The sequence below is a fragment of the Streptomyces diastatochromogenes genome (genome assembly GCF_002242805.1).
In the GTDB taxonomy this organism is placed as follows: Bacteria; Actinomycetota; Actinomycetes; order Streptomycetales; family Streptomycetaceae; genus Streptomyces; species Streptomyces diastatochromogenes.
Genome location: NZ_MCGQ01000038.1, coordinates 156,698 through 182,859, shown reverse-complemented (window position 1 = coordinate 182,859; position 26,162 = coordinate 156,698). Strand labels below are relative to the sequence as shown.

The 26,162-nt window shown below is 71.7% G+C and carries 22 protein-coding genes and 2 pseudogenes; 6 read left to right on the top strand and 18 right to left on the bottom strand.

All coding sequences use genetic code 11. The features are described 5' to 3' along the window. Positions 1-46: 46 nt before the first annotated feature. A complete protein-coding gene (locus BEK98_RS50310; RefSeq protein ID WP_244202116.1) occupies positions 47-415 on the top strand; it encodes a hypothetical protein in 369 nt (122 codons plus the stop codon). Here BEK98_RS50310 and BEK98_RS36010 read toward each other — a convergent pair. From BEK98_RS36010 to ribA, 5 genes are read right to left on the bottom strand one after another with little or no spacing between them, the layout of a single operon-like run. Further along, entirely contained in the window at positions 393-1,547 is a 1,155-nt protein-coding gene (locus BEK98_RS36010) for a saccharopine dehydrogenase family protein (protein WP_094220940.1), read from the bottom strand. The two genes, BEK98_RS50310 and BEK98_RS36010, sit on opposite strands and share 23 nt — an antisense overlap. Then, positions 1,540-2,607, bottom strand: a complete 1,068-nt coding sequence (locus BEK98_RS36005) for a saccharopine dehydrogenase (protein ID WP_094220939.1) — start codon at positions 2,605-2,607, stop codon at positions 1,540-1,542. The genes BEK98_RS36010 and BEK98_RS36005 overlap by 8 nt, the downstream gene beginning before the upstream one ends. Continuing rightward, positions 2,604-3,749 (bottom strand): NAD(P)/FAD-dependent oxidoreductase, encoded by a 1,146-nt coding sequence (locus BEK98_RS36000; protein ID WP_094220938.1) that lies wholly within the window; start codon positions 3,747-3,749, stop codon positions 2,604-2,606. The genes BEK98_RS36005 and BEK98_RS36000 overlap by 4 nt, the downstream gene beginning before the upstream one ends. After that, entirely contained in the window at positions 3,746-4,720 is a 975-nt protein-coding gene (locus BEK98_RS35995; protein WP_094220937.1) for an ornithine cyclodeaminase family protein, read from the bottom strand. Before BEK98_RS35995 ends, BEK98_RS36000 begins: the two co-directional genes overlap by 4 nt. Before the next feature lie 33 nt (positions 4,721-4,753). Next, positions 4,754-5,413, bottom strand: a complete 660-nt coding sequence (ribA, locus tag BEK98_RS35990) for a GTP cyclohydrolase II (protein ID WP_094220936.1) — start codon at positions 5,411-5,413, stop codon at positions 4,754-4,756. Positions 5,414-5,451: 38 nt separating this feature from the next. On the opposite strand from ribA, the pseudogene BEK98_RS35985 reads away from it, so the two are divergent. Beyond that, positions 5,452-6,114 (top strand): annotated as a pseudogene (locus tag BEK98_RS35985) (creatininase family protein); the annotation flags it as partial. Here BEK98_RS35985 and BEK98_RS35980 read toward each other — a convergent pair. The 5 genes from BEK98_RS35980 to BEK98_RS35960 form a co-directional block, all read right to left on the bottom strand. Next, positions 6,084-7,481: a lysylphosphatidylglycerol synthase transmembrane domain-containing protein gene (locus BEK98_RS35980; RefSeq protein WP_143684201.1), complete on the bottom strand. Its 1,398-nt coding sequence runs from the start codon at positions 7,479-7,481 to the stop codon at positions 6,084-6,086. The pseudogene BEK98_RS35985 and the gene BEK98_RS35980 sit on opposite strands and share 31 nt — an antisense overlap. After that, positions 7,478-8,422 carry a methyltransferase domain-containing protein gene (locus BEK98_RS35975; RefSeq protein WP_244202121.1) on the bottom strand — a complete coding sequence of 315 codons (945 nt, stop codon included), beginning with the start codon at positions 8,420-8,422 and terminating at the stop codon, positions 7,478-7,480. The genes BEK98_RS35980 and BEK98_RS35975 overlap by 4 nt, the downstream gene beginning before the upstream one ends. 122 nt (positions 8,423-8,544) lie before the next feature. After that, the gene (locus BEK98_RS35970; protein ID WP_094220933.1) at positions 8,545-9,726 is read right to left on the bottom strand and encodes a glycosyltransferase family 4 protein; all 1,182 of its coding nucleotides are present in this window, start codon (positions 9,724-9,726) and stop codon (positions 8,545-8,547) included. Next, a complete protein-coding gene (locus tag BEK98_RS35965) occupies positions 9,723-10,121 on the bottom strand; it encodes a 6-pyruvoyl trahydropterin synthase family protein (protein ID WP_094220932.1) in 399 nt (132 codons plus the stop codon). Before BEK98_RS35965 ends, BEK98_RS35970 begins: the two co-directional genes overlap by 4 nt. A gap of 113 nt (positions 10,122-10,234) precedes the next feature. Beyond that, positions 10,235-11,224 (bottom strand): zinc-dependent alcohol dehydrogenase, encoded by a 990-nt coding sequence (locus BEK98_RS35960; RefSeq protein ID WP_094220931.1) that lies wholly within the window; start codon positions 11,222-11,224, stop codon positions 10,235-10,237. A gap of 108 nt (positions 11,225-11,332) precedes the next feature. Between BEK98_RS35960 and BEK98_RS35955 the strand changes: the two genes are divergently transcribed. Continuing rightward, positions 11,333-12,103: a CDP-alcohol phosphatidyltransferase family protein gene (locus BEK98_RS35955; RefSeq protein WP_094220930.1), complete on the top strand. Its 771-nt coding sequence runs from the start codon at positions 11,333-11,335 to the stop codon at positions 12,101-12,103. Positions 12,104-12,173: 70 nt separating this feature from the next. Here BEK98_RS35955 and BEK98_RS49200 read toward each other — a convergent pair whose 3' ends face one another. Both BEK98_RS49200 and BEK98_RS35950 read right to left on the bottom strand, forming a co-directional pair. Continuing rightward, positions 12,174-12,347, bottom strand: a complete 174-nt coding sequence (locus BEK98_RS49200) for a hypothetical protein (RefSeq protein WP_167444337.1) — start codon at positions 12,345-12,347, stop codon at positions 12,174-12,176. Continuing rightward, positions 12,317-12,723, bottom strand: a pseudogene (locus tag BEK98_RS35950) (GNAT family N-acetyltransferase); the annotation flags it as partial. The pseudogene BEK98_RS35950 and the gene BEK98_RS49200, both read right to left, overlap by 31 nt. A 148-nt stretch (positions 12,724-12,871) precedes the next feature. Between BEK98_RS35950 and BEK98_RS35945 the strand changes: the two are divergent. Beyond that, positions 12,872-14,821, top strand: coding sequence for a GmrSD restriction endonuclease domain-containing protein (locus tag BEK98_RS35945; protein WP_094220929.1), 1,950 nt, complete (start codon positions 12,872-12,874; stop codon positions 14,819-14,821). A 6-nt stretch (positions 14,822-14,827) separates the two neighbouring features. On the opposite strand, the gene BEK98_RS35940 is transcribed toward BEK98_RS35945, so the two are convergent. From BEK98_RS35940 to BEK98_RS35920, 5 genes are all read right to left on the bottom strand, one after another. Continuing rightward, complete coding sequence (locus tag BEK98_RS35940) at positions 14,828-16,696, bottom strand: discoidin domain-containing protein (protein ID WP_094220928.1); 1,869 nt, start codon at positions 16,694-16,696, stop codon at positions 14,828-14,830. Positions 16,697-16,816: 120 nt separating this feature from the next. Further along, positions 16,817-18,181 carry a GH1 family beta-glucosidase gene (locus BEK98_RS35935; protein WP_094220927.1) on the bottom strand — a complete coding sequence of 455 codons (1,365 nt, stop codon included), beginning with the start codon at positions 18,179-18,181 and terminating at the stop codon, positions 16,817-16,819. Positions 18,182-18,210: 29 nt separating this feature from the next. Beyond that, the gene (locus BEK98_RS35930; RefSeq protein ID WP_094220926.1) at positions 18,211-19,050 is read right to left on the bottom strand and encodes a carbohydrate ABC transporter permease; all 840 of its coding nucleotides are present in this window, start codon (positions 19,048-19,050) and stop codon (positions 18,211-18,213) included. A gap of 7 nt (positions 19,051-19,057) precedes the next feature. Further along, positions 19,058-20,044, bottom strand: a complete 987-nt coding sequence (locus BEK98_RS35925) for a carbohydrate ABC transporter permease (protein WP_094220925.1) — start codon at positions 20,042-20,044, stop codon at positions 19,058-19,060. A 5-nt stretch (positions 20,045-20,049) separates the two neighbouring features. Further along, positions 20,050-21,366 (bottom strand): ABC transporter substrate-binding protein, encoded by a 1,317-nt coding sequence (locus BEK98_RS35920; RefSeq protein WP_094220924.1) that lies wholly within the window; start codon positions 21,364-21,366, stop codon positions 20,050-20,052. Positions 21,367-21,561: 195 nt separating this feature from the next. Between BEK98_RS35920 and BEK98_RS35915 the strand changes: the two genes are divergently transcribed. Next, on the top strand, positions 21,562-22,848 hold the full coding sequence (locus BEK98_RS35915) for an ROK family transcriptional regulator (protein ID WP_094220923.1): 1,287 nt from the start codon (positions 21,562-21,564) through the stop codon (positions 22,846-22,848). A 413-nt stretch (positions 22,849-23,261) separates the two neighbouring features. Here BEK98_RS35915 and fusA read toward each other — a convergent pair whose 3' ends face one another. Then, a complete protein-coding gene (gene fusA, locus BEK98_RS35910; RefSeq protein ID WP_094220922.1) occupies positions 23,262-25,319 on the bottom strand; it encodes an elongation factor G in 2,058 nt (685 codons plus the stop codon). Between the two features lie 469 nt (positions 25,320-25,788). Here fusA and BEK98_RS35905 point away from each other — a divergent pair, with 469 nt between their 5' ends. Next, the gene (locus BEK98_RS35905; RefSeq protein ID WP_208643325.1) at positions 25,789-26,103 is read left to right on the top strand and encodes a trypco2 family protein; all 315 of its coding nucleotides are present in this window, start codon (positions 25,789-25,791) and stop codon (positions 26,101-26,103) included. The last annotated feature ends 59 nt before the right edge of the window (positions 26,104-26,162 follow it).

Here is a 26,162-nt window from a genome sequence, read left to right as displayed (position 1 = left end):
CGACACGCGCGTCGATGAGCACGGCCGGCCCGTGAAGAAGCCAGTCATGGCCACGAAGGACCTGCGGTTCTTCGACTTCCCGGACGCGGAACGCCTTCCGGACGGGCACCCGCGTCGTGGCATGTCCGTCGTGGCGGCGCTCAGCGAGTGGCTGATTCACGCCAACCGCCGTCTCGACGGAGCCTGGGCCCAGCGTTATGAGCATGGCGTTCCGGTGACCGGCCTGGAACCCCTCCAGGCCGACGGGACGACCGGGACGCTCGTCCGGTTCCTGCCGGGCAAGTCGCTGCGCTCGCAGCGGCTGCCGGCCGCGGACGATCTGAGACGGTGGACCGCGCGCTGGCCTGACCTGCAGGTCCTCATCGACGACCAGCGCGCGAGCCAGGCCTCCTCTACCGACCGAGCCGCAGAGTGAAGTCCAGTCCCTCCTCGGAGAGTTCGGCGAGCCACTGGTCCGACCGCTCCGCCGTCTCCGCCGCCCGGTTCAGCCCCGCCGGCAGGCTGCCGTCCAGGATGTGGCGGACGCCGAGGGCTAGAGGGCGGGAGACGCAGCGGGCCATGGCCGACTCCTCGGTGTCGCCCATGAGGTCGAGGAGGTAGATGCCCGTCCAGGTGTGGTCCGGGGCGGTCTCGACCTCCAGGGATACGGAGAGCACCACGCGGTCGCGGTCCGTGTCGGTGGTCGGGTAAGCCGCTGCCAGTTCGCGGGCCAGTGCGGCGATGCTCTCGTCGTCGCCCGACCTCAGTTCCTCGAAGACCGGCTCCCACGCCTTCAGCCAGCCGTCCAGGCGCAGGGTGCCCCGTACGAAGGTGCGCGGGGTCCAGGCGGAGGGGAGCCCGTACTGGGCGATGAAGGGGATGCTGTCCCGGTTGGGGTAGGCCTCGAAGGTCTCCCCGGAGAGGATGTGCGGCCTGGTGGCCTCCCAGGGGCGGGTGGCCGTGGTCTCGGTGCCGTTCTCGAGGTAACGGGCCGGTGAGCGGAGGGCGTTGAGGACGCCGAGGGGTGCCCAGCTGAAGCGGTAGCGGAAGTCGTTCGGGACCGCCGGGACGCCGCCGCAGTAGGAGGTGAGGCGGTAGGTCGCCGGGGTGTCCGCGCCGATCTCCGTACGCGCCCTGCCGATGAGGCTGTGTGCGAAGAGGTGGTCGATGCCCGGGTCCAGGCCCGACTCGGTGAGGACGACCAGGCCGGCCGCCTCGGCCGAGGGCACGCGCTCCAGCACCTCGGGCGAGACATAGCTGGAGCAGGCGAAGTGGGCCCGTGCGTCCACGCACGCGGACAGGAGTCCGGCGTGTTCGGGTGCGGGCAGCATGGAGACGACGATGTCGCCGGGCGCGAGTTCGGCGGCGAGCGCGGGGAGCGTGAAGGCTCGGGGCTCGGCGCGGCCGGTCAGGCCCAGGGCGGCGAGGGCGGCGGACGCCCGTTCCCCGGTGCGGTGCCACAGCCGTACCCGCTCGGCCGTGTCGCAGAGGGCGGCCAGTCCGCTGCCGGTGGACAGGCCCGCACCGACCCAGTGGACGGTGCCGGACGCCGGGACGCGGTCAGTCATGGGGCAACTCCCTTTCGTCGGCGATGCCCAGCTCACGGCAGGCCTCGTGGAAGCGGTCGAGGCAGCGTCCCCAGGGGCCCGCAGGGCCGAAGTCGAGCAGCTGGGGCACGAGGGCCGCCGAGAAGTCGGTGCTGGACTCGCGGGGCAGGAGCGAGGGCAGGTTGTCGATGGCGATCAGGTCCAGCGGCGGCTCCTTGCCCAGCCGGCGCACGGGTTCCGTCCAGTCGGTGGTGCGGTCGTAGACGGGCAGGACGTTCAGCGGGGAGCCGACGTCGCAGGTGACGTCGCACAGGGTGCGCAGGCGGCGGGCCGGGGCGTCCAGGTCCGCCTCGCGCAGGAAGGGCGGCACGGGGGTGGTGGCGAGGACACAGTTCACCATCACGTCGTGGCCGAGCAGGGCCGGGCGGTCGAGGGCGCGGGTCTCGGCGAGATCCCAGTGGGTCGCCCGCACGCCCGCGGTGTCGAGGGCGGCCGCGGCGCCCCGGCCGCTGCGGCCCAGCGCGCCGATGACCAGAGCCGTGAAGTCCTCGTCCCCGGCGACCGGTTCGAGGGTGGCGTCCAGCTCCTCCTTCGTGGTGGGGCGCAGCGGTGCCACCAGGCGGCCCCGGTGCTGGAGCACGGCGAGCGCGGCCCCCAGATAGCCTGCCCAGAAGCCGAACGCGGCCAGCCTGCGCCCCTGGTCGTCCACCAGGTACTCCAGGTCCAGCAGCGCTCCTCCCCCGGCCGCGAACCGGCGCAACAGCGCGGCCGCGCCGGGTTGTTGCTTGTAGGCGTGCCCGAAGAAGATGTGCCGGTGCGTCAACGTCGCCGGCTCGTTGTCCGGGAGCTCCTTCAGGCCCAGGATCACGGACTCCGGTGGTGCCGTCACCCAGGAGCCCGTGGCAGCGCGGCCGCAGCCGGCCGCCTCGTACTCCTCGATGGGGAAGATGCGCTGCGGGGACTCCTCGACGGTCAGTCGCACCCCGCTCTCGATCAGGCGGCGGGCGTCGGCGGGGACGACCGGCGTGCGCCGCTCGGTCGTACGGGCCTCGTGGCGCAGCCACAGGTGGAGCTCGCTCATACCAGGTTGGCCTCCGGGCGCGGGGCGTCGGCCGCGAACCGGCCGGCGCTCAGGGGGCGGACGTCCAGGAAGGGTACGCGGCCCAGGTACAGGTCGCGGACGATCTCGCCCACGGCGGGTCCCTGCAGGAAGCCGTGGCCGGAGAAGCCGGTCGCATACAGAAAACGGGATACCGAAGACGCCTCGCCGATCAGGGCGTTGTGATCGGGGGTGTTCTCGTACAGGCCCGCCCAGGTGGCGGCGCGGCGCAGGTCGAGCAGGGCGGGGGCGCGGTGCTGCATCGCCTCGTACAGCCGGGGGATCCAGCGGTCGTGGGTGTCGGTGGCGAAGCCCGGTTTCTCGTCCGGGTCGGACATGCCGAGCAGCAGGCCGGGGCCCTCGGCGTGGAAGTAGAGGCTGGTGGTGAAGTCGATGGTCATGGGGAGCGACGGCGGAAGCCCGGGGACGGGTTCGGTGACCGCGATCTGGCGGCGCAGCGGCTGCACCGGCAGGTCCACGCCCACCATGGCGCCGACCGCCTTCGACCAGGCGCCGGCCGCGCAGATCACCGTGTCGGTGGCGATGCGGCCGAGGGTGGTGCTGACGGCGGTGATCGCGTCGCCGTGCAGTTCGATGCCGGTCACCTCGGTGTGGCGCAGGATGCGGGCGCCGTGGGCGCGGGCGGCGGCCGCATACCCGTGGACGACGGCCTCGGGTGTGCAGTGGCCGTCGTCCGGGGAGTAGGCGGCGGCCAGCAGTCCGTCGGTGGTGATCAGCGGGGAGAGCCGACGGGCCTCCTGCGGGGTGAGCATGCGGCTGGGCACCCCGAGGGAGTTCTGGAGCCGTACGCTCGCCTCGAAGGAGGCGACCTCCTCGGGTGTGGACAGCAGGAACAGGTAGCCGACCCGGTGCAGCCCGATGTCCTGTCCGATCTCGTCGGCGAACCGGCCGAACGCCTCCAGGCTGTGTGCACCGAGCCGGATGTTCAGCTCGTCGGAGAACTGCGCGCGTACTCCGCCCGCGGCCTTGGAGGTGGAGCCGGCGGCGAGTTCGTCGCGTTCGACCAGGACGACGTCACGTACTCCGGCGCGCGCCAGGTGGTGGGCGATGCTCGTGCCCATCACCCCGCCGCCGACGATGACCACCCGGGCCTGAAGGTTCACTCGGCCGCCTCCTTCGCCGCGCGGATCACGGCCCAGGCCGCCGCGGCGTCCTGGATGCCGAGTCCGGTGCTGTTGTAGTAGACGATGTCCTCCGGTGCGGTACGGGCGCCACGGCGTCCGGTGAGCACCTCGCCCAGCGGGATCAGGGCGTCGGGGGTGAGCAGCCCGTCGCGCAGGGCGTCCACGACCGGCCCGGCGTGCCCGGCCGCAGTACCAGCGTCGTCCACGACGACGGCCGCGGCACGTCGTACGACGTCGGGGTCGACCTCCCGGCGGGTGGGCTCGAAGGAGCCGACGCTGACCACCGTGCAGCCCGGGGCCAGCCAGGCGCCGCGCACCACGGGCGTCGTACTGAGCGTGCAGGCGGCGACGACGCCGGCGCCGGTCACGGCCTCCTCGGGGCTGTCCACCGCCCGGGCGGGGACACCGAGTTCGGCGGCGAGGGTGTCCGCCGCGGCGGTGCGGCGGCTCGGGGTCGGGCTCCACAGCCGTACCGCCGTCACCTCCCGCACCCGGGCGATCATGTGGGCGTGGGCGAGGGCCTGGGTGCCGGAGCCGAGCAGCGCCAGCTCGGTGCGGCCGGGCACGGCCAGGGCGTCCACGGCCACGGCGCTGCCCGCGGCCGTACGCAGCGTGGTCACCGCCGTACCGTCCAGGACGGCGACGAGCCGCCCGGTGTCGGGGTCGAACGCGGTGACGACCGCGTGCACGGTGGGCAGCCCGGCGGCCGCGTTGCCCGGGTTGACGCTGCCGAACTTCGCCACCGCCCCGGTGTCCTTGGACAGCCGGGAGACGTAGGCGAAGACCACGCTGTCGTCGAAGCGGCTCGGCTCCATGATCTTGCCGGGCAGATCGGCCTCACCGGTGCCGAGCGCGGTGAAGGCCGCCCGCTGCGAGGCGATCGCCGCGTCCGCGCCGAGCAGCCGTGTCACCTCGGCGGCGGAGAGGAAGAGGACGTCGTCGTCGGTCATCCCCTGATCCTGTCCGGACGGCCGCCCGCCGAATCAGGAGCCGTGCGCGACGGCGTCCAGATGGGGCAGGTGGTGGTCCAGACGCTCCCGCTTCGTGCGCAGATACGTGATGTTGCTCTCGCACGGCTCGATCAGCAGCGGCACCTGTTCGGCGACCTGGATGCCGTGCGTCACCAGCGCCTCCCGCTTGCGCGGGTTGTTGGACATCAGCCGCACCGAACGCACCCCGAGGTCGTGCAGGATCTGCGCGGCGACGCCGTAGTCGCGGGCGTCGACCGGCAGCCCGAGCGCCAGGTTCGCCTCGACCGTGTCGAGACCCTCCGCCTGCAGGGCCATCGCGCGCAGCTTCGCCAGCAGACCGATGCCACGGCCCTCGTGGCCCCTCAAGTACACGACGACACCGCTGCCTTCGGCGACCACCGCGCGCAGCGCCGCGGCCAGCTGGTCGCCGCACTCGCAGTGCTGGGAGCCGAACGCGTCGCCGGTCAGGCACTCCGAGTGCAGCCGGACCAGAACGTTCTCGGCGCCGATCTCCCCGTACACCAGGGCGACTTGCTCGTCACCGCGGTCGTGGTCCAGGTAGCCGATCGCCTGGAATTTCCCGTACACGGTGGGCAGCGGTGTATTCACAACGCGTTCCGCACCCGAACGCCGCGGGGACTTCTTGCCGAGGATGCCGATGTTTTCTGTCATGATCTGATTCCTAAGCAGAGACGAAAGGCCGGGAAAAGATGAGTGGTTCGGGCGCGCGGGCGGCGGCATACGGGGTGGTGCCGGCAGACACCACGGAGGACGTACGGATGCGGGGGGCGGGCGTTTCAACTCAGGTCGCCGTCCTTCCCGTCGGCAGCTTCGAACAGCATGGCCCGTTCCTTCCGCTGGCGACCGACACGCTGGTCGCCTGTGCCGTGGCACGGGAGATCGCCGCCGCGTACCCGGTGCACCTCCTCCCTCCGGTGACGGTCTCCTGCTCGCACGAGCACGCGGCCTGGCCGGGGACCGTCAGCATCTCCTCCGTGACCCTCCATGCGGTGGTCCGGGACATCGCGGCGTCGCTGCGCCGCTCCGGTGTCGACGCGCTCGTCGTGGTCAACGGGCACGGCGGCAACTACGTGCTGGGCAACGTCGTGCAGGAGGCCTCCGCGCGCGGGGAGAGGATGGGCCTGTTCCCGGCCGCCGAGGACTGGGAAGCGGCGCGGGAGGCGGCGGGGGTGCACACCTCGCTGCTCACCGACATGCACGCAGGGGAAATCGAGACCTCCATTCTGCTGCACGCTCATCCCGAATTCGTCCGCCCTGGATACGAGTCCGCCGATTTCACCGCGGACGACCGTCGTCATCTGCTCACCGTGGGAATGTCCGCCTATACCGAATCGGGCGTCATCGGCCGTCCTTCCCTGGGGTCGGCGGAAAAGGGGAAGGAACTGCTGGCGAGCCTGACGGAATCGTTCGGCGCGATTTTCGCGCTGCTGACGTCCGCCGAAGGCTCCGGGGCCGTGGACGGGTAGCCGCGCAGTCCGGTGTACCAGCGGGCGACCAGGACGACGACGCCGGGCAGGCTCGCCACGAAGCTGAGCACGCCGTACACGACGGCGACGGTCACCCCGCTGCTCGCGCCGAGCCCGGCGGCGCCGAACGCCCAGGCGGTGACGCCCTCGCGGGGGCCGAAACCGCCGACGTTCAGCGGCAGGCCCATGGCGACCAGGGCGAGGACCGCGAGCGGGAGCAGCACCGCCACGGAGGCGGCGGAGCCGGCGACCCGGGCCGCCACGACGAACATCGCGACGTGCCCGGCCAGGATGACCGCCGAGGACAGGGCGACACCGGGCCCGGCCTGACGGGACAGCAGCCCCTCCCGCACCTCGCCGAGGCCCCGGCGCAGGGCGCCGCCGCGGCGGGCGGCCGCGCGGTTCATCCGGACGGCGAGGAGCACGGCGAGCACGCCCGCCGCGGCGAGGGCCGTCGGCGCGGCGAAGGTGCGGACGTCGTCCCGGACGGGCGAGGGCAGGGTCAGCAGCACCGCCGCGCCGAACACGGTCAGCGCGATCTGCCCGGCGACCCGCTCCAGAACGACCGCCTTCACCCCGCGCCGCAGGTCACCGGCGCTCTGCCCGTGCCGGACCGCCCGGTGCACATCGCCCAGGACCCCGCCGGGCAGGGCCGCGTTCAGGAACAGTGCCCGGTAGTAGTCGGCCACCGCGGGGCCCAGCGGCAGCCGGATGCGCAGCCCCCGGGCCACCAACTGCCAGCGCCACGCGCTGAACACGGTGGTGACCACCCCGATGCCCAACGCCACCAGCAGGGTCACCGTGTCGATCCGCCGCAGCCCGTCGAGCAGCACACCGGTACCCAGCCGCCACAGGAGGGCGCCGAGGATGGCCACGCCGGCGATCGTGCCGATGTGGGTGCGGAGGGCACGGGAGCCGAAGCGGCGGGGGGTGGGCTGCTTGGGCTGGGGGGTGGTGCGCTGCTCGGGTTCGGGGGTGATGTGCTCCGCGGGTTCAAGGGCGAGGTGCTGCGCGGGCTCGGCGGCGCTACGCCCCGCAGGCACGGCGGCGTTACGCCCCGCGGGCTCGACAACACGCCCCGCAGGCACGGCGGCAACGCGCTCCACGTGCTCGGCGGCATTACGCCGCGCGGGTCCGGCGGCGATGCGCCCCGCAGGCTCGGCGGCGCAGGCGTGCGTCTCCTCGCCGACCGGCGGTTCCAGCAGGGCCGTTACGGCGTCCGGGGCCGAAACCGCGCCCGCCTGCCCGCTCATGACTCCTGTCCCGTCGGCCGGGGCAGCGCCAGCAGGTCGCTGTGGTGGAGCACCACCCTCAGCTCGCCTGCCTCGCAGGCGGCCAGGCGTTCGCGCAGGTAGCGCTCGGCGGGCTCGCGCAGTTCGGGCCGCTGTTCGACGGCCGCGCCCACCCAGCCCCGTAGCCACTGGGCGGTCAGTGCGGCCTCCTCGGGGCCGAGCCGCCACGGGCTCGAATGCACCCGTACCGTCGCCCCGCGCTCGGCGAACGCCTCGCAGGCCACCGTGACCGCGTCCGGACCGAGCAGGCCGGTACGGCGCTGGTGGGCGTTGAACGCCTCGGCGATCTCGGCGTCCAGCGGGTCGGACGGGGTGAGTTCGACGCGTCCGGCGACGGACAGCGTGAGCAGGGCCGGGCAGCCCGCTCCCGCGCAGGCGGCGGCCAGGGCCTCGATCTCCTCGCGGGTCAGGACGTCCAGCAGGGCCGAGGCCGTCACCAGGGAGGCCCCGGTCAGCGCGTCCGGGGTGAGCCGGGCGACGTCGCCGCGCCGCGTCTCGACCGAGACCCGGCTGCCGTCGGCGGCGGAGCGCGGGGAGGCCACGGCGGCGAAGTGCAGCAGGTACGGGTCGCGGTCGTGCAGGATCCAGTGCTGGGCGCCGTCCAGGCGGGGCGCGAGCCAACGGCCCATCGAGCCGGTTCCGCAGCCCAGGTCGTGCACGACGAGACCGCCCGTGCGGCCCGGCAGATTGGCCAGCCGGATCCGCAGCGGGTCCAGCAGCTCCTGGGCCCGGGCGTCCGCGTCGGCCGCTTCGCGCAGTTGCAGCCACTCGGGCGCGTAGCGCGGCGGCTCCTCTTCCCCGCCCTCCCGCAGCCGTACGGTGGCCCGCTCGCCGGGGCGGGCGACGGGGCCGGCACCGGCGATCACGTCGGTGGGTTCCCTGTCCTGGGGCGCGCCACCCATCGGCTGCTCCTCACCGCCCCGGGATCCGGCGCCCGTCGACTGCGCGCCCTCTCCCCGTGCGAACTCCGCCTCGCTCGGACCGGGCTGGGCCGGGATCCCCCCGGTCACCGTCGTGATGTCGGTCATGCCGCCCTCCTCGGTGCCTCGGGCAGCCGGCCGAGGACTCCGGCCAGGCTGCGCGCGGTGGTCGCCCAGCCGTCGAGGGCCGCGCGGCGACTGCGGGCGGCGGCCTTCAGACGGCGGCGTACGTCGGGTTCGCCGAACCAGCCGCGCAGTTCGGCGGCGAGTGCGGCGGGGTCCTCCGGTGGGACGAGGATGCCGGGGACGCCGCCGTCGGGGGCGCGGCCGACCGCCTCGGGGACACCGCCGACGTCGGTCGCCAGCACCGGGATGCCGCGGGCGAGGGCCTCGGTGATGGCCATGCCGTACGTCTCGGCGTACGAGGTGAGGACCATCAGGTCGGCCGTGGCGTAGGCGGCGTCGAGTGCGGCGCCGGCCTGCGGTCCGGCGAGCCGCAGCCGGTCCTGGAGGCCGTGCCGCCGGATCAGCTCGCGCAGATGGGCGACGTACTCCGGGTCCTGGGTGAGCCCGCCGACGCAGACGCAGTTCCACGGCAGGTCGGTCACCGCGGCCAGTGCCTCCACCAGCCGGTGCTGGCCCTTGCGCGGGGTGACGGCGGCGACGCAGACCAGCTGGGAGACGCCGTCGGTGCCGGGTGCGAGGGGCGCGATGTCGGCGCCGGGGGCGGCGACGTGCACCCGGTCGGGGGCGAGGCCGTGGTGCGAGACGAGGCGGCGGACCGCCCAGTCGCTGGTGGCGATGACCGCGGGCACCGCCCGTAGCACCGTCCGCTCGCGGGCGTCGAGGTCGGCGGCCACGGCCGCGTCCAGGCCGGTCTCGTCACCGAGGGGCAGGTGCACCAGCACGGCGAGCCGCAGGCGTTCGGCCTCGGGGACGACGACCTCCGGGACGCCGCAGGCGACCAGGCCGTCGAGGAGGACGACGGTGTCGTCCGGCAGGTCCCGGAGGATGCGGGCGAGCACGTCACGGTCGGTGCGGCCGGGGCGCGGCCAGCTGCCGGGCACGGAGTGCCGCACGGCCTGCCAGCCGAAGCCGGGCAGGTCCAGGCAGACCCGGCGGTCGTAGGCGTTGCCGCCGCTGGGCGCGGCCGGGTCGTCGACACCGCCCGGCATGACGAAGTGCACGGTGCGCAGGGACATGGGGATGATCCCGGCCTTCTCGGAAGGGGTGGGCTGCGCGGGCACGTAGGCGAGCCGCGCCTTCGCCACGGTCGTCTCGGTCACACGCCACGCTCGTAGCTCGCCCAGGCGATGTGCGACTCGTGCAGGGTGACCGAAACGCTCTTCAGGCCCTTCGCGCCCTCGCCCAGGGCGCCCTTGTGGACGCGTTCGGCGAGCCGGTCGGCGATGACCTTGGCCAGGAACTCCGTGGACGTGTTGATCCCGGCGAACTCGGGCTCGTCGTCGAGGTTGCGGTAGTTCAGCTCGGCGGTGATGGCACCCAGTTCCTGTGTGGCCAGGCCGATGTCGACGACGATGTTGTCCTCGTCCAGCTGTTCGCGGCGGAACGTCGCGTCCACGAGGAACGTGGCGCCGTGCAGTCGCTGCGCGGGCCCGAACACCTCGCCGCGGAAGCTGTGGGCGATCATGATGTGATCGCGGACGGTGATGCTGAACAACGGACGACCCTCCAGGTGCGGCGCGTCTGGTGCCCCCTGCGGTTCCCTGCCGGGGGGATGCCGTGTAGTACGGCTCTTCGCTTCCCCGTGTTCAGCCTCCTCTCACTCTTTTCTCAGGTCAGGCCGCTGCCGGTGTAGTTGATGCGGTGGCACAGGGCCGGGATCTCGCCGGCGGCGAGCCTCGGCATCAGCTCCGGCAGCTCCTCGAAGGCGCTTTCGCCGGTGATGAGCGCGTCCAGGGCCGGGTCGGCGAGCAGGTCGAGGGCGAGCGCCATCCGTTCGGCGTAGCCGCGGCCGGCGCGGGCGGCCGGGGAGACAGTGCCGACCTGGCTGCTGCGCACGGTGAGCCGGCGCGAGTGGAAGGCCTCGCCGAGCGGCAGGGCGACGCGCCGGTCGCCGTACCAGCTCAGTTCGACGACCGTGCCCTCGGCGGCGAGGAGTTCGAGGGAGCGGGTGAGGCCCTGTTCGGTGGCGCTGGCGTGGACGACGAGGTCGCAGTCGCCGAGGGCGTCCCCGGGTGCGGCGAAGTCCACGCCGAGGGCCTCGGCGGTCTTCGCGCGGGCCGGGTCGGCGTCGACCAGCTGCAGCCGTACGCCGGGGAAGCGGGCGAGCAGCGCGGCCACCGAGCAGCCGACCATGCCGCCGCCGACCACCGCGATCCGGTCGCCGATCAGCGGCGCCGCGTCCCAGACGGCGTTCACCGCGGTCTCCACGGTCCCGGCGAGCACGGCCCGCTCGGCGGGTACCCGCTCGGGTACGACGGTCACGGCGCTCACCGGAACGGCGTAACGGCTCTGGTGCGGATACAGGCAGAACACCGTGCGGCCGACCAGCTCCCGCGGCCCCTCCTCGACGACGCCGACGTTCAGGTAGCCGTACTTCACCGGCCCGGGGAAGTCGCCCTCCTGGAACGGTGCCCGCATCACGGCGTGTTGGGACTCCGGCACCCCGCCCCGGAACACCAGGGTCTCCGTGCCGCGGCTGACCCCGGAGTACAGCGTGCGGACCAGCACCTCGCCCTCGGCCGGCCCCGCGAGGGCGACGTCGCGGATCTCTCCGTGCCCCGGTGAGCGGAGCCAGAACGCGCGGGCCGAGTGGTTCATCGGCATCCTCCTGAACGATAGGGAAGTTGTTCACGTACCGAGAAGTGCACAGGCCGCGCACAGTACGCGGCGTTGATCGACTCTGTCACTCGGCCGGAGGAATGCGCGGTGGCCCTGAACAACATGTATGACGCAAGGCTCCAGCAGGAGACCGCCGTGGGAGCGGGCGTCCAGATCCTGCTGCTGGCCCTGCTCGGCACGGCCATCGGCATGGGGCCGGCCGGCTGGCTGACCGGGCTCGCCTTCGCGTTCGCCACCTGGGCGGTCCTCTCCCGCGCCCTGCACCGCTCCCGGCTCAGCTCCTTCGGTCCCGCCAACCGGGTCACCCTCGGCCGGGCCACCCTGGTCGGCGGGGTGACCGCGCTGGTCGCGGACTCCTTCGAGAGCGCACCGCCGGTGACCCTGCTGGTCGCCCTGACCGCCGTCGCCCTGCTCCTGGACGGCGTGGACGGCAAGGTGGCCCGCCGCACCGGCACCTCCAGCGCGCTCGGCGCCCGCTTCGACATGGAGGTCGACGCGTTCCTGATCCTGGTGCTGAGCGTGTACGTGTCCATGCAACTCGGCCCGTGGGTGCTGCTGATCGGCGGCATGCGCTACGCGTTCGTCGCCGCGGCCCGCGTCGCCCCCTGGCTGAACGCCCCGCTGCCGCCGTCCTTCGCGCGCAAGACGGTCGCCGCGCTCCAGGGCATCTGCCTGCTGCTGGCGGGCGCGGACCTGCTGCCGCACATGGCCAACCTGGGCATCGCCCTCCTGTCCCTCGGCTCGCTGGTGTGGTCGTTCGGCCGGGATGTGCTGTGGCTGTGGCGGAACTCGCGTGCGACCGCGGAGGAGACGGTCACCGAGCCGGAGCCGATGGTGCTGGAGTTGGCGGCGCGCTGAGGGATGGCGCGAAGGGCCCGGACCGGTTGCTGGTCCGGGCCCTTCCGCGTGCGCGTACGACGGTGTGTGGTTACGACCGCGCGGACTGGCCTCGTACGATCGCGCACGCGGCGGCGGCCAGGCCCAGCACACCGACGACCAGGAGCGCGGCGAGGACGGGTGGCATGGCGTCTCCGCCAGAGGCGAGGCAGCCGGCCGGCAGCGGGACGAGGGTCAGCCCGGCGAGCACACGGGAGAGACGCATCCCCTCTCGCCCAGCGCTATCTCGAAGTGTACGATGCCTTGTTCACCGCCGACGGCCCGACGTCGTGCACGGCTGTCCCGATCGACCGCCAGAACGCCTCGGCACCCGGCACGGCGGGATCGGTGTGCAGATACAGGGCCCGGTACCCGCCGTCCGCGACGGCGAACTCCACCAGCTGCGCCACCAACTCCCGTGCGATACCCCGCCGTCGATGCCCGGGCCGCACATACACCCGCCGCAGCTGCGCCGTCTCCCCCGACGGATACCGCTCGGCCAGCCACCGCGGATTCGGCGGCGACCCCGGCCCCCGCGAGTCCAGCGCCCCGGTCCCGACGACGCCCCCCTCGCCGTCCACCACGACCAGCAGGGTGTGCCGCGGCTATACGAGACAGGCCCCGGCTTGATCGCCGCAGCACCGCACGCCTCCGTTCCACCCGTGTCGACGTGGGACGACTGATACTTTGTGCAGATCGCATGGAAATCCTGGTGGGGGGAAGCCGCCGGGCCCGGAGAGCAGGAAGCAAGTGCGTATTTCCCAGATTCTCGACAAGGTGGACTCCGGCGACATCGCGCTGCCGGAATTCCAGCGCGGCTACGTCTGGACGCGCGACCAGGTGCGCGGCTTCTTCCAGTCCCTGTACCGCGGTTATCCGATCGGCGGCTTCCTGACGTGGAGCACCAAGGCCGAGACGACCCAGACGCGCGGGGGCGACTTCGGCAGGGACGGTACGGTCCATCTCCTCTTGGACGGCCAGCAGCGGGTCACCACGCTCTACGGGGTCACTCGCGGCCACCTTCCCCGCTTCTTCGAGGGCAACCCGTCCACGCTGACCGGTCTTCACTTCAACCTGGAGACCGAGGCGTTCGAGTTCTACGCGCCGGCGAAGATGAAGGACAACCCCCAGTGGGTCGACGTCACCGCGCTGCTCCAGGGCGGTCTCGGCAGCCAGTTGCTGACCGTGACCCAGCTCGCCGAGGGTGACACGCAGGTGCAGGCCGTCTACGTGGAGCGGCTGAACCGCATCACCCAGATCAAGGAACGCGACGTCCACATCGACGAGGTGACGGGCGAGGACAAGACGATCGACGTCGTCGTCGAGATCTTCAACCGGGTCAACTCGGGCGGCACCAAGCTCTCCAAGGGCGATCTCGCCCTGGCCGCGATCTGCGCCTCCTGGCCCGAGGCCCGGCCCACCATGAACGAGGCCCTGGCGAGCTGGTCCGCCGCGGGATTCGACTTCAAGCTCGACTGGCTGCTGCGCAACGTCAACGCGGTCCTCACCGGGGAGGCGCAGTTCTCGAAGCTGGCCGAGGTGAGGGTCCCGCACTTCCAGGCGGGCCTGAAGGAGACCATCGACTCCGTCGCCCACGTCCTCAACACGCTCGGCGGCCGGCTCGGCCTCGACCACGGCAAGGTGCTGAGCGGCCGAGGCGCCTTCCCGGTCATGAGCCGTCTGCTGCACCTGCACGGCGGCCGTTTCCCCGACGCCCTCACCCGTGACCGGCTGTTCTACTGGTACGTGCACAGCTTCCTGTGGGGCCGGCACACCGGCGCGACCGAAACGGCCCTCAACCAGGATCTGCAGGCGCTGGACGACGGCGGGGTGGAGCGGCTCATCGACGTGCTGCGGCGTAGCCGCGGGGGCACCCTGGAGGTGCGCCCCGACGACTTCGTGGGCTCCAGCATGGGATCGCGCTTCTATCCACTGCTCTACATGCTCACGCGTGTCCACAAGGCTCAGGACCTCGGCAGCGGAGTGCCGCTGCGCGACGGCATGCTCGGCCGGCTGAACTCCCTCCAGGTGCACCACATCTTTCCCAAGGCGCGCCTGCGCGAGCACGGCTACAACCGGGCCGAGATCAACGCGGTCGCCAACTTCTGCTTCCTCACGCAGGACACCAACCTGCGGGTCGGGGCGAGGAATCCGGCGGACTACCTCCCCGAGATCACGATGCGGGCCCCGGGTGCGCTCGAGTCCCAGTGGATCCCGATGGATCCGGAACTGTGGCGCGTGGAGAACTACCCGGACTTCCTGGCGGCGCGGCGCGAGTTGCTGTCCTATGCCGCGAACGACTTCCTGGAGACGCTGCACGACGGCCCGGCCCCCGTGGACCTCGTCCCGTCCACGCGCAGCGCCCTCCCGCCGACCGCGGTGGCCGTGACCGAACCCTCCGCGGTGGACGAGGTCCCCGGGCTCGCCGCGCTCCTCGGTGAACTGGCGGAAGCCGGGTTCGCCCACCCCGAGCTGGACAGCGAGGTCATCGATCCGCGCAGCGGCGAGGCCATCACCATCGCCGCCGCCTACTGGCCGCACGGTCTCCAGGAAGAGGTGGGCACGCCCGTCGTGCTCGCGACCGACACCACTCCCGCGGAGCAGGAGGCGCTGGAGGCCAGCGACTACCGGGTCTTCCACAGCGCCGACGCCCTGAGCCGGTACGTCAGGAACATGCGCGACGAGCACACGGCGGCGTGAACACGGTCAGCCTTTCTGCTCGACCCGCACCCAGTCCACCTCCGCCTGCACTCCCCCACCCCCGACCTTGTCCACACTCGCCTGCGGCAGCCCCCAGTAAGGACTGGTCACCTTGTTCCAGCCGGCCGGGTACGCGCCTCCCAGGGCCAGGTTGAGGATCACGTACTGGTTGTGGTCGTAGACCCACTGGCCCCGAGTGGACTCAAGGACGTTGCGGGTCGTCTCCTGGACGAGGCGGTCGTCGACGTAGAACCGCATCGCCGTCGGTGTCCACTCGACGGCGTACGTGTGCCACTGGTCCGCCGTGCCGCCGTTCGGGTAGGTCTGGCGGGCGCCGATGTTGCCGTCCGCCGAGTAGCCCGGGCCGTGCAGGGACGTGCTCGTCCAGTCGCCGTAGCCGATGTTCTCCATGATGTCGGTCTCGCCGGAGGCGGGCCAGGACACGGACGGGTCGTCGACGTTGCTGCCGAGCAGCCAGAAGGCGGGCCAGAACCCGTCGCCGACCGGCACCTTCATCCGGGCGCTGACCCTCCCGTACGTGAAGTCGAACTTCGTATGGGTGTCGATGCGGCCCGACGTGAAGTCGTACGTTCCCCCGCCCGCCTGCGTGCAGCCCTTGCAGTACTTGGCCTTCAGGATCAGGCTGCCGTTCGCGGTGCGGACGTTGTCCGTGGAGTCGACGTACGCCTGGGACTCGCCGTTCACCGGGCCCATCTCCGTGCCGGTGCGCACCACCCGCCATTTCGAGCGGTCGAGCGAGGCGCCCGTGAAGTCGTCGAAGAACGTGGTGCGGTACGTGCCCGACTGGTCGGCGGGGAGAGCCGGGTAGGCGGCCGCGGCGCTGCCGCCGGTGCCCCAGACCTGGAACTCGTAGAGGGAGTAGCCGAACTGGGCCGTGGCGGGCGCGGGGTTGTAGAAGGAGCGGCGTTCCTTGCCGAGCATCCGGACGTAGCGACCGGTCACGGGCGAGGGAAGCTTGATCGTGTCGTGCAGGCCGGCCGCGTCGGAGGGGGACTTGACGTCGGCGCGACGGGCGGCGATGTCGGTGGACGACGGCTCGTAGACCGTGCGCCAGGTGCGGTTGTCGTCCGACACCTGCACCACATAGTCGACCGCATACGCCGACTCCCAGTACAGGTCCACCGTGTCGATCGTCGACTGCGCGCCCAGGTCCACGGACACCCACCGGTCCGCGTTCCAGTCGCTCGACGAGCGGGTCAGGTCTCCCTTGAGATCGGCCGGCCAGCCGCCGTCCGTGACGAACGCCGGTGAGTTTCCCGCGTGCTGGTAGTAGTTCGAGTACGCCGGGTGGTTCAGCGCGAGGTTGGTGCGGGTCGTGGACGCCGGGGCCGGTTCGCCGCCGTAGACCTTGAAGCTCCACAGGGAGTAGCCGTAGGGCGTGGCGCGTTCGAGGCCTCGCAGGCGGACGTAGCGGCCGGTGACCTCCTGGGGGTAGGTGTGGGCCGTGACGGAGCCTCCCGTGCCGGCGGTCTCCGTGTAGAAGGGGGTCCAGTCCGTGCCGTTCCTGGAGACCTCCAGGACGTAGCGCTTGCCGTAGGCGGCCTCCCAGTCCAGGACGACCCGGTCGATGCGGATCGTGGAGCCGAGGTCGACGCGGATCCAGGCGTCGTCGGCGAAGTTGCTGGACCAGCGGGTGGCACCGTTGCCGTCGACGGCGAGGTCGGGGGTGGTGCCGGCGTTCTCGCTGCCGGAGGCGGTGACGGCGGCCGGGTTCACGGCGTAGGCGCCGGCCGCGCGGTCGGTGTCCCAGGAGACGGTGGCGGCGTGGGCGGGGGTGGCCAGCAGCGGGCCCGATGCCAGCAGGGCCACGGTGGACAGGGTGGCGAGCAGGGTGCGCGGGATACGGGATGGCATGCGGCTCTCCTCACGAGACGGGTGTTGGCGCGTGCATGACAGTTCAGAGGTTCCAAGTGAGGTACGGGCCGGTGGGCACGGGCTCCCGCACCCGCGCCCACCGGCCTTCCGGGCCCCGGCTCAGGCGGCCCGGCGCACCTGGCCGCGGTGGGCACGCACGATGTCGGCGTACCGGTGTCCGCTGCCCTTGATGGTGCGCACCTGGGTGCGGTAGTCGACGTGAACGAGTCCGAAGCGCTTGGCGTAGCCGTACGCCCACTCGAAGTTGTCCAGCAGCGACCAGGCGAAGTAGCCGGCGAGCGGGGCGCCCTTGCGCGCCGCCGAGGCGCAGGCGGCGAGGTGCCGCTCCAGGTAGTCCTGGCGCTCGGGGTCGTCGACGGTGCCGTCGGGGCGGACCACGTCCGGGTAGGCCGAGCCGTTCTCGGTGACGTAGATCTTCCGTGCGCCGTACTCCTCGGTGAGGCGCAGCAGCAGTGTCTCGATGCCGCTCGGGTCGATCTCCCAGTCCATGCCGGTGCGCGGGACGTCCGGGCGGCGTACGGAGCGGACGCGGGGGGCCGGCCCGTCGGGGTCGTCGGCGACGTACGCCGGGAAGTAGTAGTTCAGGCCGAGCCAGTCCAACGGGGCAGCGATCGTCTCCAGATCGCCATCGGCGATGGGCAGTTCGACTCCGTAGGCCTCGACCATGTCGGCGGGGAAGCCACGGCCGTGCACCGGGTCGAGCCACCAGCGGTTCACATGGCCGTCGTGGCGGCGGGCGGCCGCCAGGTCTTCGGGGCGGTCGGTGGCGGGGTGCACGGTGGAGAGGTTGTTGACGATGCCGACCTGCGCGTCGGGGACGGCGGCGCGGATCGCCTGGGTGGCGAGGCCGTGGCCGAGGAGCAGGTGGTAGGAGGCGCGTACGGCCGCGGTGAGGTCGGTCCAGCCGGGGGCCATCTTGCCCTCCAGGTGGCCGATCCAGGCCGAGCAGGAGGGCTCGTTGAGGGTGGCCCACAACTTGACGCGGTCGCCGAGGCGTTCGGCGACGGTCGAGGCGTAGTCGGCGAACGCGAGGGCGGTCGCCCGCTCCGGCCAGCCGCCGCGGTCCTGGAGCACCTGCGGCAGGTCCCAGTGGTAGAGGGTGACGGACGGGGTGATGCCCGCCTCCAGCAGGGCGTCCACCAACTCGTCATAGAAGGCGAGCCCCTTGGGGTTCAGCGGTCCGTCCCCGCCCGGGAACACGCGCGGCCAGGCGACGGACAACCGGTAGGCGTCGACTCCGAGTTGCCGCATCAGGCCGATGTCCTCGCGCCAGCGGTGGTAGTGGTCGCAGGCGACGTCGCCGTTGTCGTCGTTCGCGATCTTCCCCGGGGTGTGCGAGAAGGTGTCCCAGATCGACGGTGAACGGCCGTCCTCGGCGACGGCCCCCTCGATCTGGTACGCCGCTGTGGCCGCGCCCCACAGGAAGTCGTGCGGTAGTGCGGCGAGGTCGATGCGTTCGGACACGGAAGTCCCTTCGGAATGCGGGGTGTTGGTCACTTGACGGCGCCCGCCGTCAGTCCGGCGACGAGATAGCGCTGCAGGAGAAGGAACCCGGCGACCACCGGCACGCTCACCACGAGCGAGGCGGCCATGATCTGGTTCCAGTAGACGTCGTTGAGGGTGGAGTAGCCCTGGAGGCCGACGGCGAGGGTGCGGGTGGTGTCGTTGGTCATGACGGACGCGAAGAGCACCTCGCCCCACGCGGTCATGAAGGCGTACACGGCAACCGCGACGATGCCGGGGACGGCGGCCGGTACGACGATCCTGAGCAGCGCGCCGAGCGGGCCGCAGCCGTCCACCAGCGCCGCCTCGTCCAGGTCGCGCGGCACCGAGTCGAAGTAGCCGATCAGCATCCAGATCGAGAACGGGAGGGAGAAGGTCAGATACGTCAGGATCAGGCCGCCGCGGGAGCCGAACAGGGCGATGCCGGTGGCGTTGCCGATGTTGACGTAGATCAGGAACAGCGGGAGGAGGAAGAGGATGCCCGGGAGCATCTGCGTCGACAGCACGGTCACCGTGAAGACCCGCTTGCCGCGGAAGTCGTAGCGGCTGACGGCGTAGGCGGCGAACACGGCGATGACCACCGAGCAGACCGTGGCCGCGCCCGCCACGATCAGCGAGTTCACGAAGTACTTCGCGAGCGGGACCGTCGACCAGATGTCGATGTACGGCCGGAAGGTCAGCCCGCTGGGCAGCCAGCGGAACTTGCCCGTGACGTCCGCGAGCGGCTTCAGCGAGCTGGAGACCATCACGTACACCGGCACGAGCACGAATCCGGTGAGCAGGGTGAGGAAGATCCGCCGGGACCACAGGAACGAACGGGGCGGCGCCATCGGGGAGTCAGACATCGGCGGCCCTCCGTCCGCGTGAGGTGAACAGGAGGTACAGGCCCGTCACGACCAGCAGGAACAGCAGCAGCAGGACGGACATGGCGGATCCGGTGCCGAAGTTCCAGGTGACGAAGGAGGCCTGGTAGATGTGCACCGAGATGAGGTCGGCGGCCTCGGGGGCGGCCTTGCCGAACAGCACGTACGGCGTGTTGAAGTCGTTGAACGTCCAGAGGAACAGCACGAGGACCAGCACCTGGTTGACCGGGCGCAGGGACGGCAGGGTGATGCGGCGGATCTGCTGCCACATGCCGGCGCCGTCCAGCGCGGCCGCCTCGTACAGTTCGCGCGGGATGTTCTGCAGTCCGGCCATCACGATGAGGAAGGCGAACGGCCAGCCCTTCCACACGGACACGGTCAGCAGGGCGTAGAAGCTGTTGTCGCCGATCAGCCAGAACGACGGCTTGTCGGTGAGGTGCAGCTGGTCGTGCAGGACGTGGTTCACCAGGCCGTTGTCGTGCTGGAACATGAACACCCAGGTGATGACGGCCGCGTAGACGGGCAGCGCGTACGGCACCAGGAACAGCGCGCGCAGCAGACCGCGGCCGCGGAAGGTGTCCTGCATGAACACCGCGGCGGCGGTGCCGATCAGCCAGCACAGGGCGACGGACAGCAGGGTGAAGCCGACGGTGACGAAGAAGGAGTGCAGCAGGGCCTCGCCGACGGGGGCGTCGAAGTCCACCGACACCTTGTAGTTGCCGAAGCCGGACCAGGGGGCGCTGCCCCAGTCGCGGATGTAGAACTGGGTGAGTTCCTTGAAGCTCATCACGATGCCGATGGCCATCGGCACCAGGTGGACGAGGAGTTCGAGGAGCAGGGCGGGCAGGAGCAGCAGATACGGCAGTCCGACGCGGCGGATCCGCCCGGTGCGGCGGCGGGGTTCGCGCGCCGCACCGGGGGAGGTATCGCGCACCGGCTCCTTCAGAGCGGTGGTCGTCATCGTGCTCAGGCCGCCGGCATCTGCTGCTGCGCCTTCTCCAGCGCGGCCTTGACGGAGTCGGCGGTCACCGCGCGTCCGCCGGCGGCGTCGGCGAACAGCTCCTTGACGGCCGTACCGACCGCCGTCTCGAACTGCGACTCGGCGGCGACCTGCGGCAGCGCGGCCGCGCTGGTGGCGAGGGTCTGCTTCAGCACCGCCGTGTCCGGGGAGTTGAAGGCGGCGTCCTCCTGGGCGGTCTTGACCGGCGGTACGGTGCTGTAGGCCGTGTTGAGGACCTTCTGCTCCTCGTCACTAGTCATGAACTTCACGAACTTCGTGGCGCCGTCGAGGTTGTGGCTGTTCTTGAAGACCGCCATGTTGATGCCGGCGACCATCGAGTTGGTCTGGGCGCCGGTGCCGGGGGTGCCGGACTGCACGGGTACGGGGGCGATGCCGTAGGCGTCCTCGCTCATGCCCTGGGACTTGAGGTTGGCAGCGGCGGACTGCCACAGCAGCATGGCCTGCTTGCCCTTGGCGAAGTCGCTGACGGACTGGTTCTGCGCGTACTCGGCGTCGCCGGTCGGGATGACCTTGTCCTTGGCCATCAGGTCGACGTACTGCTTGACCGCGTCGACCACCTTGGGATCGGTGAAGTCCGGCTTGCCGTCGGCGGTGAAGAAGTCGGCGCCGTGCTGCTTGGCGAAGACGAAGACGTGGTGGATGTTCTCCGACACGTTCGCGCCCTCGGCGCCGAGGACCGACTTGCCCTTGGCCTTGATCTTCTTCCCGTCGGCGATCAGCTCGTCCCAGGTGGCCGGGGGCTTGGAGATGCCCGCGTCGGCGAAGATCTGCTTGTTGTAGTAGAGCGCGTACGCCATCGAGTACAGCGGTACGGCGGCCGGATCCTTGCCCTGCGCACCCGTGGACCCGAGCGCGGAGTCGACAAACCGCTCCTTCCCCCCGATCTTCTCGAAGTTCTTCGCGTCCCACGGCAGCAGCGCGCCGGTGGCCTGCAGGGAGGCGCTCCAGGTGTTGCCGATGTTCAGCACGTCCGGGCCCTGACCGGACGTGGTCGCCGTCAGAATCCGGTTGAGCAGATCGGACCAGGGCACGACCTCAAGCTTCACCTTGATGCCGGTCTGCTTCTCGAACTTGTCGAGTTCGGGCTGCAGAACCTTCTTGTCGACCGCGATACTGGCCCCCTGGTTGGAGGCCCAGTAGGTGAGCGTCTTCGGCGAGTCGTTGGACCCTCCGCCGCTGGACGAACCGCCTCCGCAGGCCGTGGCCGCGAGGGCGAGAGACATGGTGACGGCGCCTACGGCCGCGGCTCGGATGCTGCGCATGGCTCCTGGTGTCCCTTTCGGGGAGTCGAGAACCCCGAGGGGCGCTCGCCGAAGCCGACACCCCGTTCGGCTCCCGAAGCCCCTCATGGCTTAATTTAGGATGTGAGTTAAACCTCAAGAGAAACGCTCGTCAAGGGATCCGGCAACGACATCCGGTCCGGCGGGCCGACATGGGGCGCGAACCAGGGAGGTCGGGTGGCAGGGCAGGGCGGCCGTACGGTGCGTGACCTGCGGCGGGAGAGCCGGGGCGCCGTTCTGCAACGGTTGTATTTCGACGGCCCGATGAGCCGGCATGCCCTCGGTCCGGCGACCGGGCTGAGTTCGGGCTCCGTCAGCAACGTCGTGGCCGAACTGCTGGCCGACGGCCTGGTGGAGGAGGCGGGCAGCGTCGGCTCCGACGCCGGCCGACCGCGCCGGCTGCTGCGGATACGACCGGACAGCGGCCGGCTCATCGGGGTCGACATGGGCGAGACCCGGGTGCACGTGGAGCTGTTCGACCTCGGGCTACGTGAACTTGCCCGCACAGAGCGCCCGTTGGGACCACACGGCTACGACGTCGACGCCGTCGTAGGCCGTGTGCACGAGGGCATCACCGAGGTGCTCACCACGGCCCGCCTCTCCCCCACCGACCTGCTGGGCGTCGGCATCGGCGTGCCCGGCATCATCGAGGACGCGGGCCAGGACGGCGCCGTCGTACACGGCCAGACGATCGGCTGGGACGCGGTCCCACTGGAGAGGATGCTCCGCCGGACCGGACAACTACCCGCTCATGTGCCGTACTTCATCGACAACGGGGCGAAGACCCTGGGGCAGGCGGAGATGTGGTTCGGCGCCGGACGCGGCGCCCGCAACGCGGTGGTCATCCTGTTCGGCTCGGGCGTCGGCGCCTGTGTGGTCACCGAGGAGGCGGCCCAGGGCCGGGCGGTGGAGTGGGGACATCTGACGGTACGGGTCGGCGGGCGCCGATGCCGCTGCGGCGCCGTGGGCTGCCTGGAGGCGTACGCGGGCGCGGAGGCCCTGGTGGCACGCTGGCAGGAGGCAGGCGGGCAGCCGTCGTCGGAGGCCGACGAGGAGAAGGCCCTGACCGAACTACTGGCCGCGGCACGCCCCTCGAACGACCGCAAGCCCGACCCGGTGGCGACGGCCGTCCTCACCGAGACCGCCGAGTACCTGGGCGCCGGCCTCTCCGACCTGATCAACCTCTTCCAGCCCGAACGCGTCCTGATCGGCGGCTGGGCGGGCCTCCAACTGGGCGGCGCCTTCCTGGACGAGGTCCGCGCCCACGCCCTGGCACACGCCCTCCGCTTCCCCTCGAACCGGGTCGGCATCGAACTGGGCCACCTGGGACCGGACGCGGTGACCGTGGGCGCGGCGGTCCTCCCACTGGCGGCGTTCTTCACCCGGGGCGGCCAGCGGCTGCCGATGGCCGGTTCGATGCCTTCACCGACTTGGCAGGCAGCGCTGGACGGACGGTTGGCCTGACGCGGCGCAGGCGGCGCTGGAGGGACAGTTGGCCCGACGCGGCGCAGGCGGCGCTGGACGCACGGTCGTCCCGACACGACGCAGACAGCGCTCGACGCACGGTCGTCCCGACACGACGCAGACAGCGTTGAACGCCCGGTCGACCCGACACGACGCGCCCGTACGGCGCCGCACCCGCGCACGGCGGGAAGGGGACGTGTCGGGGGGTGTCCGCCCGCAGCGGCCGGCGCAAACCCGGGGTACCTCTCGGCCCCACAGTGCGCCGGACCGAGGACGGACACCCCCCGGCGCGGCCCCGACCCACGACACACAGCAGGCGCGACCCGGGCCCCCACGCACCCGCAGCTGCGCCGCAGGCATGGAGCCGCGCCACGCGCAGCGCGTGGCGCGGCCCACACAGGCGAGGGTGACGACTACCGGACCGGCACCGGCTGCGGTGCCGCCGCATACCCCGCGGGACGGGCGGTGAAGGTACCCCGCCCCTGAGTCCGGCTCCGCAACCGAGTCGCGTAGCCGAACAGTTCGGCCAGCGGCACGGTGGCGGTCAGCACCGCCGAGCCGCCCCGGCTCTCGGACCCCGTGACCCGGCCACGCCGAGCGGCCAGGTCACCGAGCACCCCGCCGACCGCGTCCTCCGGCACGGTGACCGTGACCTCGGCCACCGGTTCCAGCAGGGCGACCGCACAGACGCGCAGCGCCTCGCGCAGTCCCAGCCGCCCGGCGGTGCGGAAGGCCATGTCGGAGGAGTCCTTCACATGGGTGGAGCCGTCGGTCAGCGTGACCCGCAGCCCGGTCACCGGGTGACCACCGAGCGGCCCCTCGGCCAGCGCGTCCCGACAGCCGGCTTCCACCGCCCGCACATACTCCTGCGGCACCCGCCCGCCGACCACGACGGACCGGAACTCGAAGCCGGTGACGCCGACTTCGGCCCCGAGCGGCTCGACATCGAACACGACATGCGCGAACTGCCCGGCCCCGCCGTCCTGTTTGACGTGCCGGTAGACCAGCCCGCGCACCCCACCCACGACGGTCTCCCGGTGCGCGACCCGCGGACGCCCCACGACAACCTCCGGTCCACCGTCCCGGCGGATCTTCTCCACCGCGACCTCCAGATGCAGTTCGCCCATCCCGGACAGCACGGTCTGCCCGGTCTCGTCGTCGGTGCGCACCACCAGCGAGGGATCCTCCTCAGCCAGCCGCGCCAGCGCATTCACCAGCCGCCCGGTGTCGGTGCCACGGCGCGCCTCGACGGCGACGGACACCACGGGCTCGGCGACCACGGCCGGCTCCAGCAGCAGCGGGGCGCCGGCATCGCAGAGCGTCGAACCGGCCCGCGCCGACTTCAGGCCCGCGAGGGCGACGATGTCACCGGCGACCGCCCGGTCCAGCTGGACATGCCGGTCCGCCATGAGCCGCAGGATCCGCGCCACCCGCTCGGTGCGCCCGGTGCCGGGGTCCCACACGGTGTCTCCCTTCTCGATGGTGCCCGAGTAGACGCGCACACAGGTCAGCCGCCCGGTGCTGCCCGCGTTCACCTTGAACGCGAGCGCCGCGAACGGCGCTTCGGGGTCGGCGGCCCGCCGCTGTTCGGTGTCCTCGTGGACACCGCGTACGGCGGGCACGTCCAGCGGCGACGGCAGATAGGCAACCACCGCGTCCAGCAGCGGTTCGATGCCGCGGTTGCGATAGGCGGAGCCGCAGAGCACGACCACACCGTCCCCGGTACGGGTGAGGTCCCGGAGCGCGGCGACCAGAGTCGGCTCGGACAGAACCGACCGGGCGCAGAACTCCTCCAACGCCGCCGGATGCAGCTCCGCGACCGCCTCCTCCAGCACCCGGCGCCGCCGCCGGGCCTCTACCGCCAGCTCCTCGGGAACCGGCCCCTCCACCGCCGTACCGTCACCGCCGTCCCAGACCAGGGAGCGCATGCGGACCAGGTCCACGACGCCGGTGAAGCCGTCCTCGGCCCCGATCGGCAACTGGACGACGAGCGGGGCGGGATGCAACCGCTCCCGGATCGAGTCGACGGCCCGGTCGAGGTCGGCGCCCGCACGGTCCAGCTTGTTGACGAACGCGATTCTGGGTACGCCGTGCCGGTCGGCCTGCCGCCACACCGACTCGCTCTGCGGCTCGACGCCGGCGACCGCGTCGAAGACGGCGATCGCCCCGTCGAGGACGCGCAGCGAACGCTCGACCTCGTCGGCGAAGTCGACGTGGCCCGGGGTGTCGATGAGGTTGATGCGGTGGCCGTCCCAGCCACAGCTGACGGCGGCGGCGAAGATGGTGATGCCACGGTCGCGTTCCTGGGGGTCGAAGTCGGTGACGGTGGTGCCGTCGTGGACCTCGCCGCGCTTGTGGGTGGTCCCCGTCGCATACAGGAAGCGCTCGGTGACGGTGGTCTTGCCGGCGTCGACGTGGGCGAGGATGCCGAGGTTACGGACGGCGGCGAGGTTGCTGAGGTTGGTGCGCACGGCCCAGGGCCTTTCTGAGGATCAGGAAAAAGGGCAGCGCGATTTCCCGGACGAGGACACACCGAGCCTGACCGACCCGCAAGACGGGTCGTACGAGTGAGCGAACCGGGTCAGAGCGTCGTCACGGGCATCCGGTGCCGGCCGCGCAGCGGGCACCGGACGGACGAGGACACCAGGATCACCTCGGACCGCGAAGGGGGAACGACGACGGCGGTACGGTCACGCACGGCCGGGCTCCCCTCTTGAATCACGGAGGCGCACCGCCCCACAGGGCAGCGCGCGATGTTCTGTCGCCGTCGACAGTACGGAAGACACAACGAAGAGGGCCACGCATTTTCCCGGCGGACGGCGTCATCGCCCATGAGATCGCCGGGTGTTGCCATTTCGGCACTGCGACCGCCCCCAGGCTTCTACGCTGTGCCGACAAGGCGGCTGGACCAACGCTGGGGGGCGTTCCATGGAGATCGGCTTGGCTGACGCGGTCACTGCGGTGCGGGAGGAGCTGACCAGAGCCGCCGCGCAAGGGGCGGGACAGGACTGGCAGTTCAGCGTCGGACCGGTACAGATGGAGTTCGAGGTCGAGCTGCGCGCGGACGCGAGGGCGAGAGGCGGCTTCCGGGTCTGGGCGGTCACGGCGGACGCGGAAGCCGGCGTGGCCCGAGCCCACACGCACCGGATCTCGTTCACGCTGACGCCCCGCCGTACGGACGGTACGGAGGCACGGATCGGAGTCGACACGAGCGACCCCTTCGGCCCGGGTGACGTGAGCGAGACCGAGGAGTAGCTCGCCCGCACCTCCGACTCCGCCGTGGCGGACCCGAGTCGGAGCACGGCAGTTCGATC

What these genes read in the sequence shown, in the direction of transcription:
- BEK98_RS50310 (WP_244202116.1), top strand. Translation starts at nt 47, where the DNA reads ATGGCCACGAAGGACCTGCGGTTCTTCGACTTCCCGGACGCGGAACGC.
- BEK98_RS36010 (WP_094220940.1), bottom strand. Translation starts at nt 1,547, where the DNA reads ATGACTGACCGCGTCCCGGCGTCCGGCACCGTCCACTGGGTCGGTGCG.
- BEK98_RS36005 (WP_094220939.1), bottom strand. Translation starts at nt 2,607, where the DNA reads ATGAGCGAGCTCCACCTGTGGCTGCGCCACGAGGCCCGTACGACCGAG.
- BEK98_RS35995 (WP_094220937.1), bottom strand. Translation starts at nt 4,720, where the DNA reads ATGACCGACGACGACGTCCTCTTCCTCTCCGCCGCCGAGGTGACACGG.
- ribA (WP_094220936.1), bottom strand. Translation starts at nt 5,413, where the DNA reads ATGACAGAAAACATCGGCATCCTCGGCAAGAAGTCCCCGCGGCGTTCG.
- BEK98_RS35980 (WP_143684201.1), bottom strand. Translation starts at nt 7,481, where the DNA reads ATGAGCGGGCAGGCGGGCGCGGTTTCGGCCCCGGACGCCGTAACGGCC.
- BEK98_RS35975 (WP_244202121.1), bottom strand. Translation starts at nt 8,422, where the DNA reads ATGGGTGGCGCGCCCCAGGACAGGGAACCCACCGACGTGATCGCCGGT.
- BEK98_RS35960 (WP_094220931.1), bottom strand. Translation starts at nt 11,224, where the DNA reads ATGAACCACTCGGCCCGCGCGTTCTGGCTCCGCTCACCGGGGCACGGA.
- BEK98_RS49200 (WP_167444337.1), bottom strand. Translation starts at nt 12,347, where the DNA reads ATGCGTCTCTCCCGTGTGCTCGCCGGGCTGACCCTCGTCCCGCTGCCG.
- BEK98_RS35940 (WP_094220928.1), bottom strand. Translation starts at nt 16,696, where the DNA reads ATGCCATCCCGTATCCCGCGCACCCTGCTCGCCACCCTGTCCACCGTG.
- BEK98_RS35930 (WP_094220926.1), bottom strand. Translation starts at nt 19,050, where the DNA reads ATGGCGCCGCCCCGTTCGTTCCTGTGGTCCCGGCGGATCTTCCTCACC.
- BEK98_RS35925 (WP_094220925.1), bottom strand. Translation starts at nt 20,044, where the DNA reads ATGACGACCACCGCTCTGAAGGAGCCGGTGCGCGATACCTCCCCCGGT.
- BEK98_RS35920 (WP_094220924.1), bottom strand. Translation starts at nt 21,366, where the DNA reads ATGCGCAGCATCCGAGCCGCGGCCGTAGGCGCCGTCACCATGTCTCTC.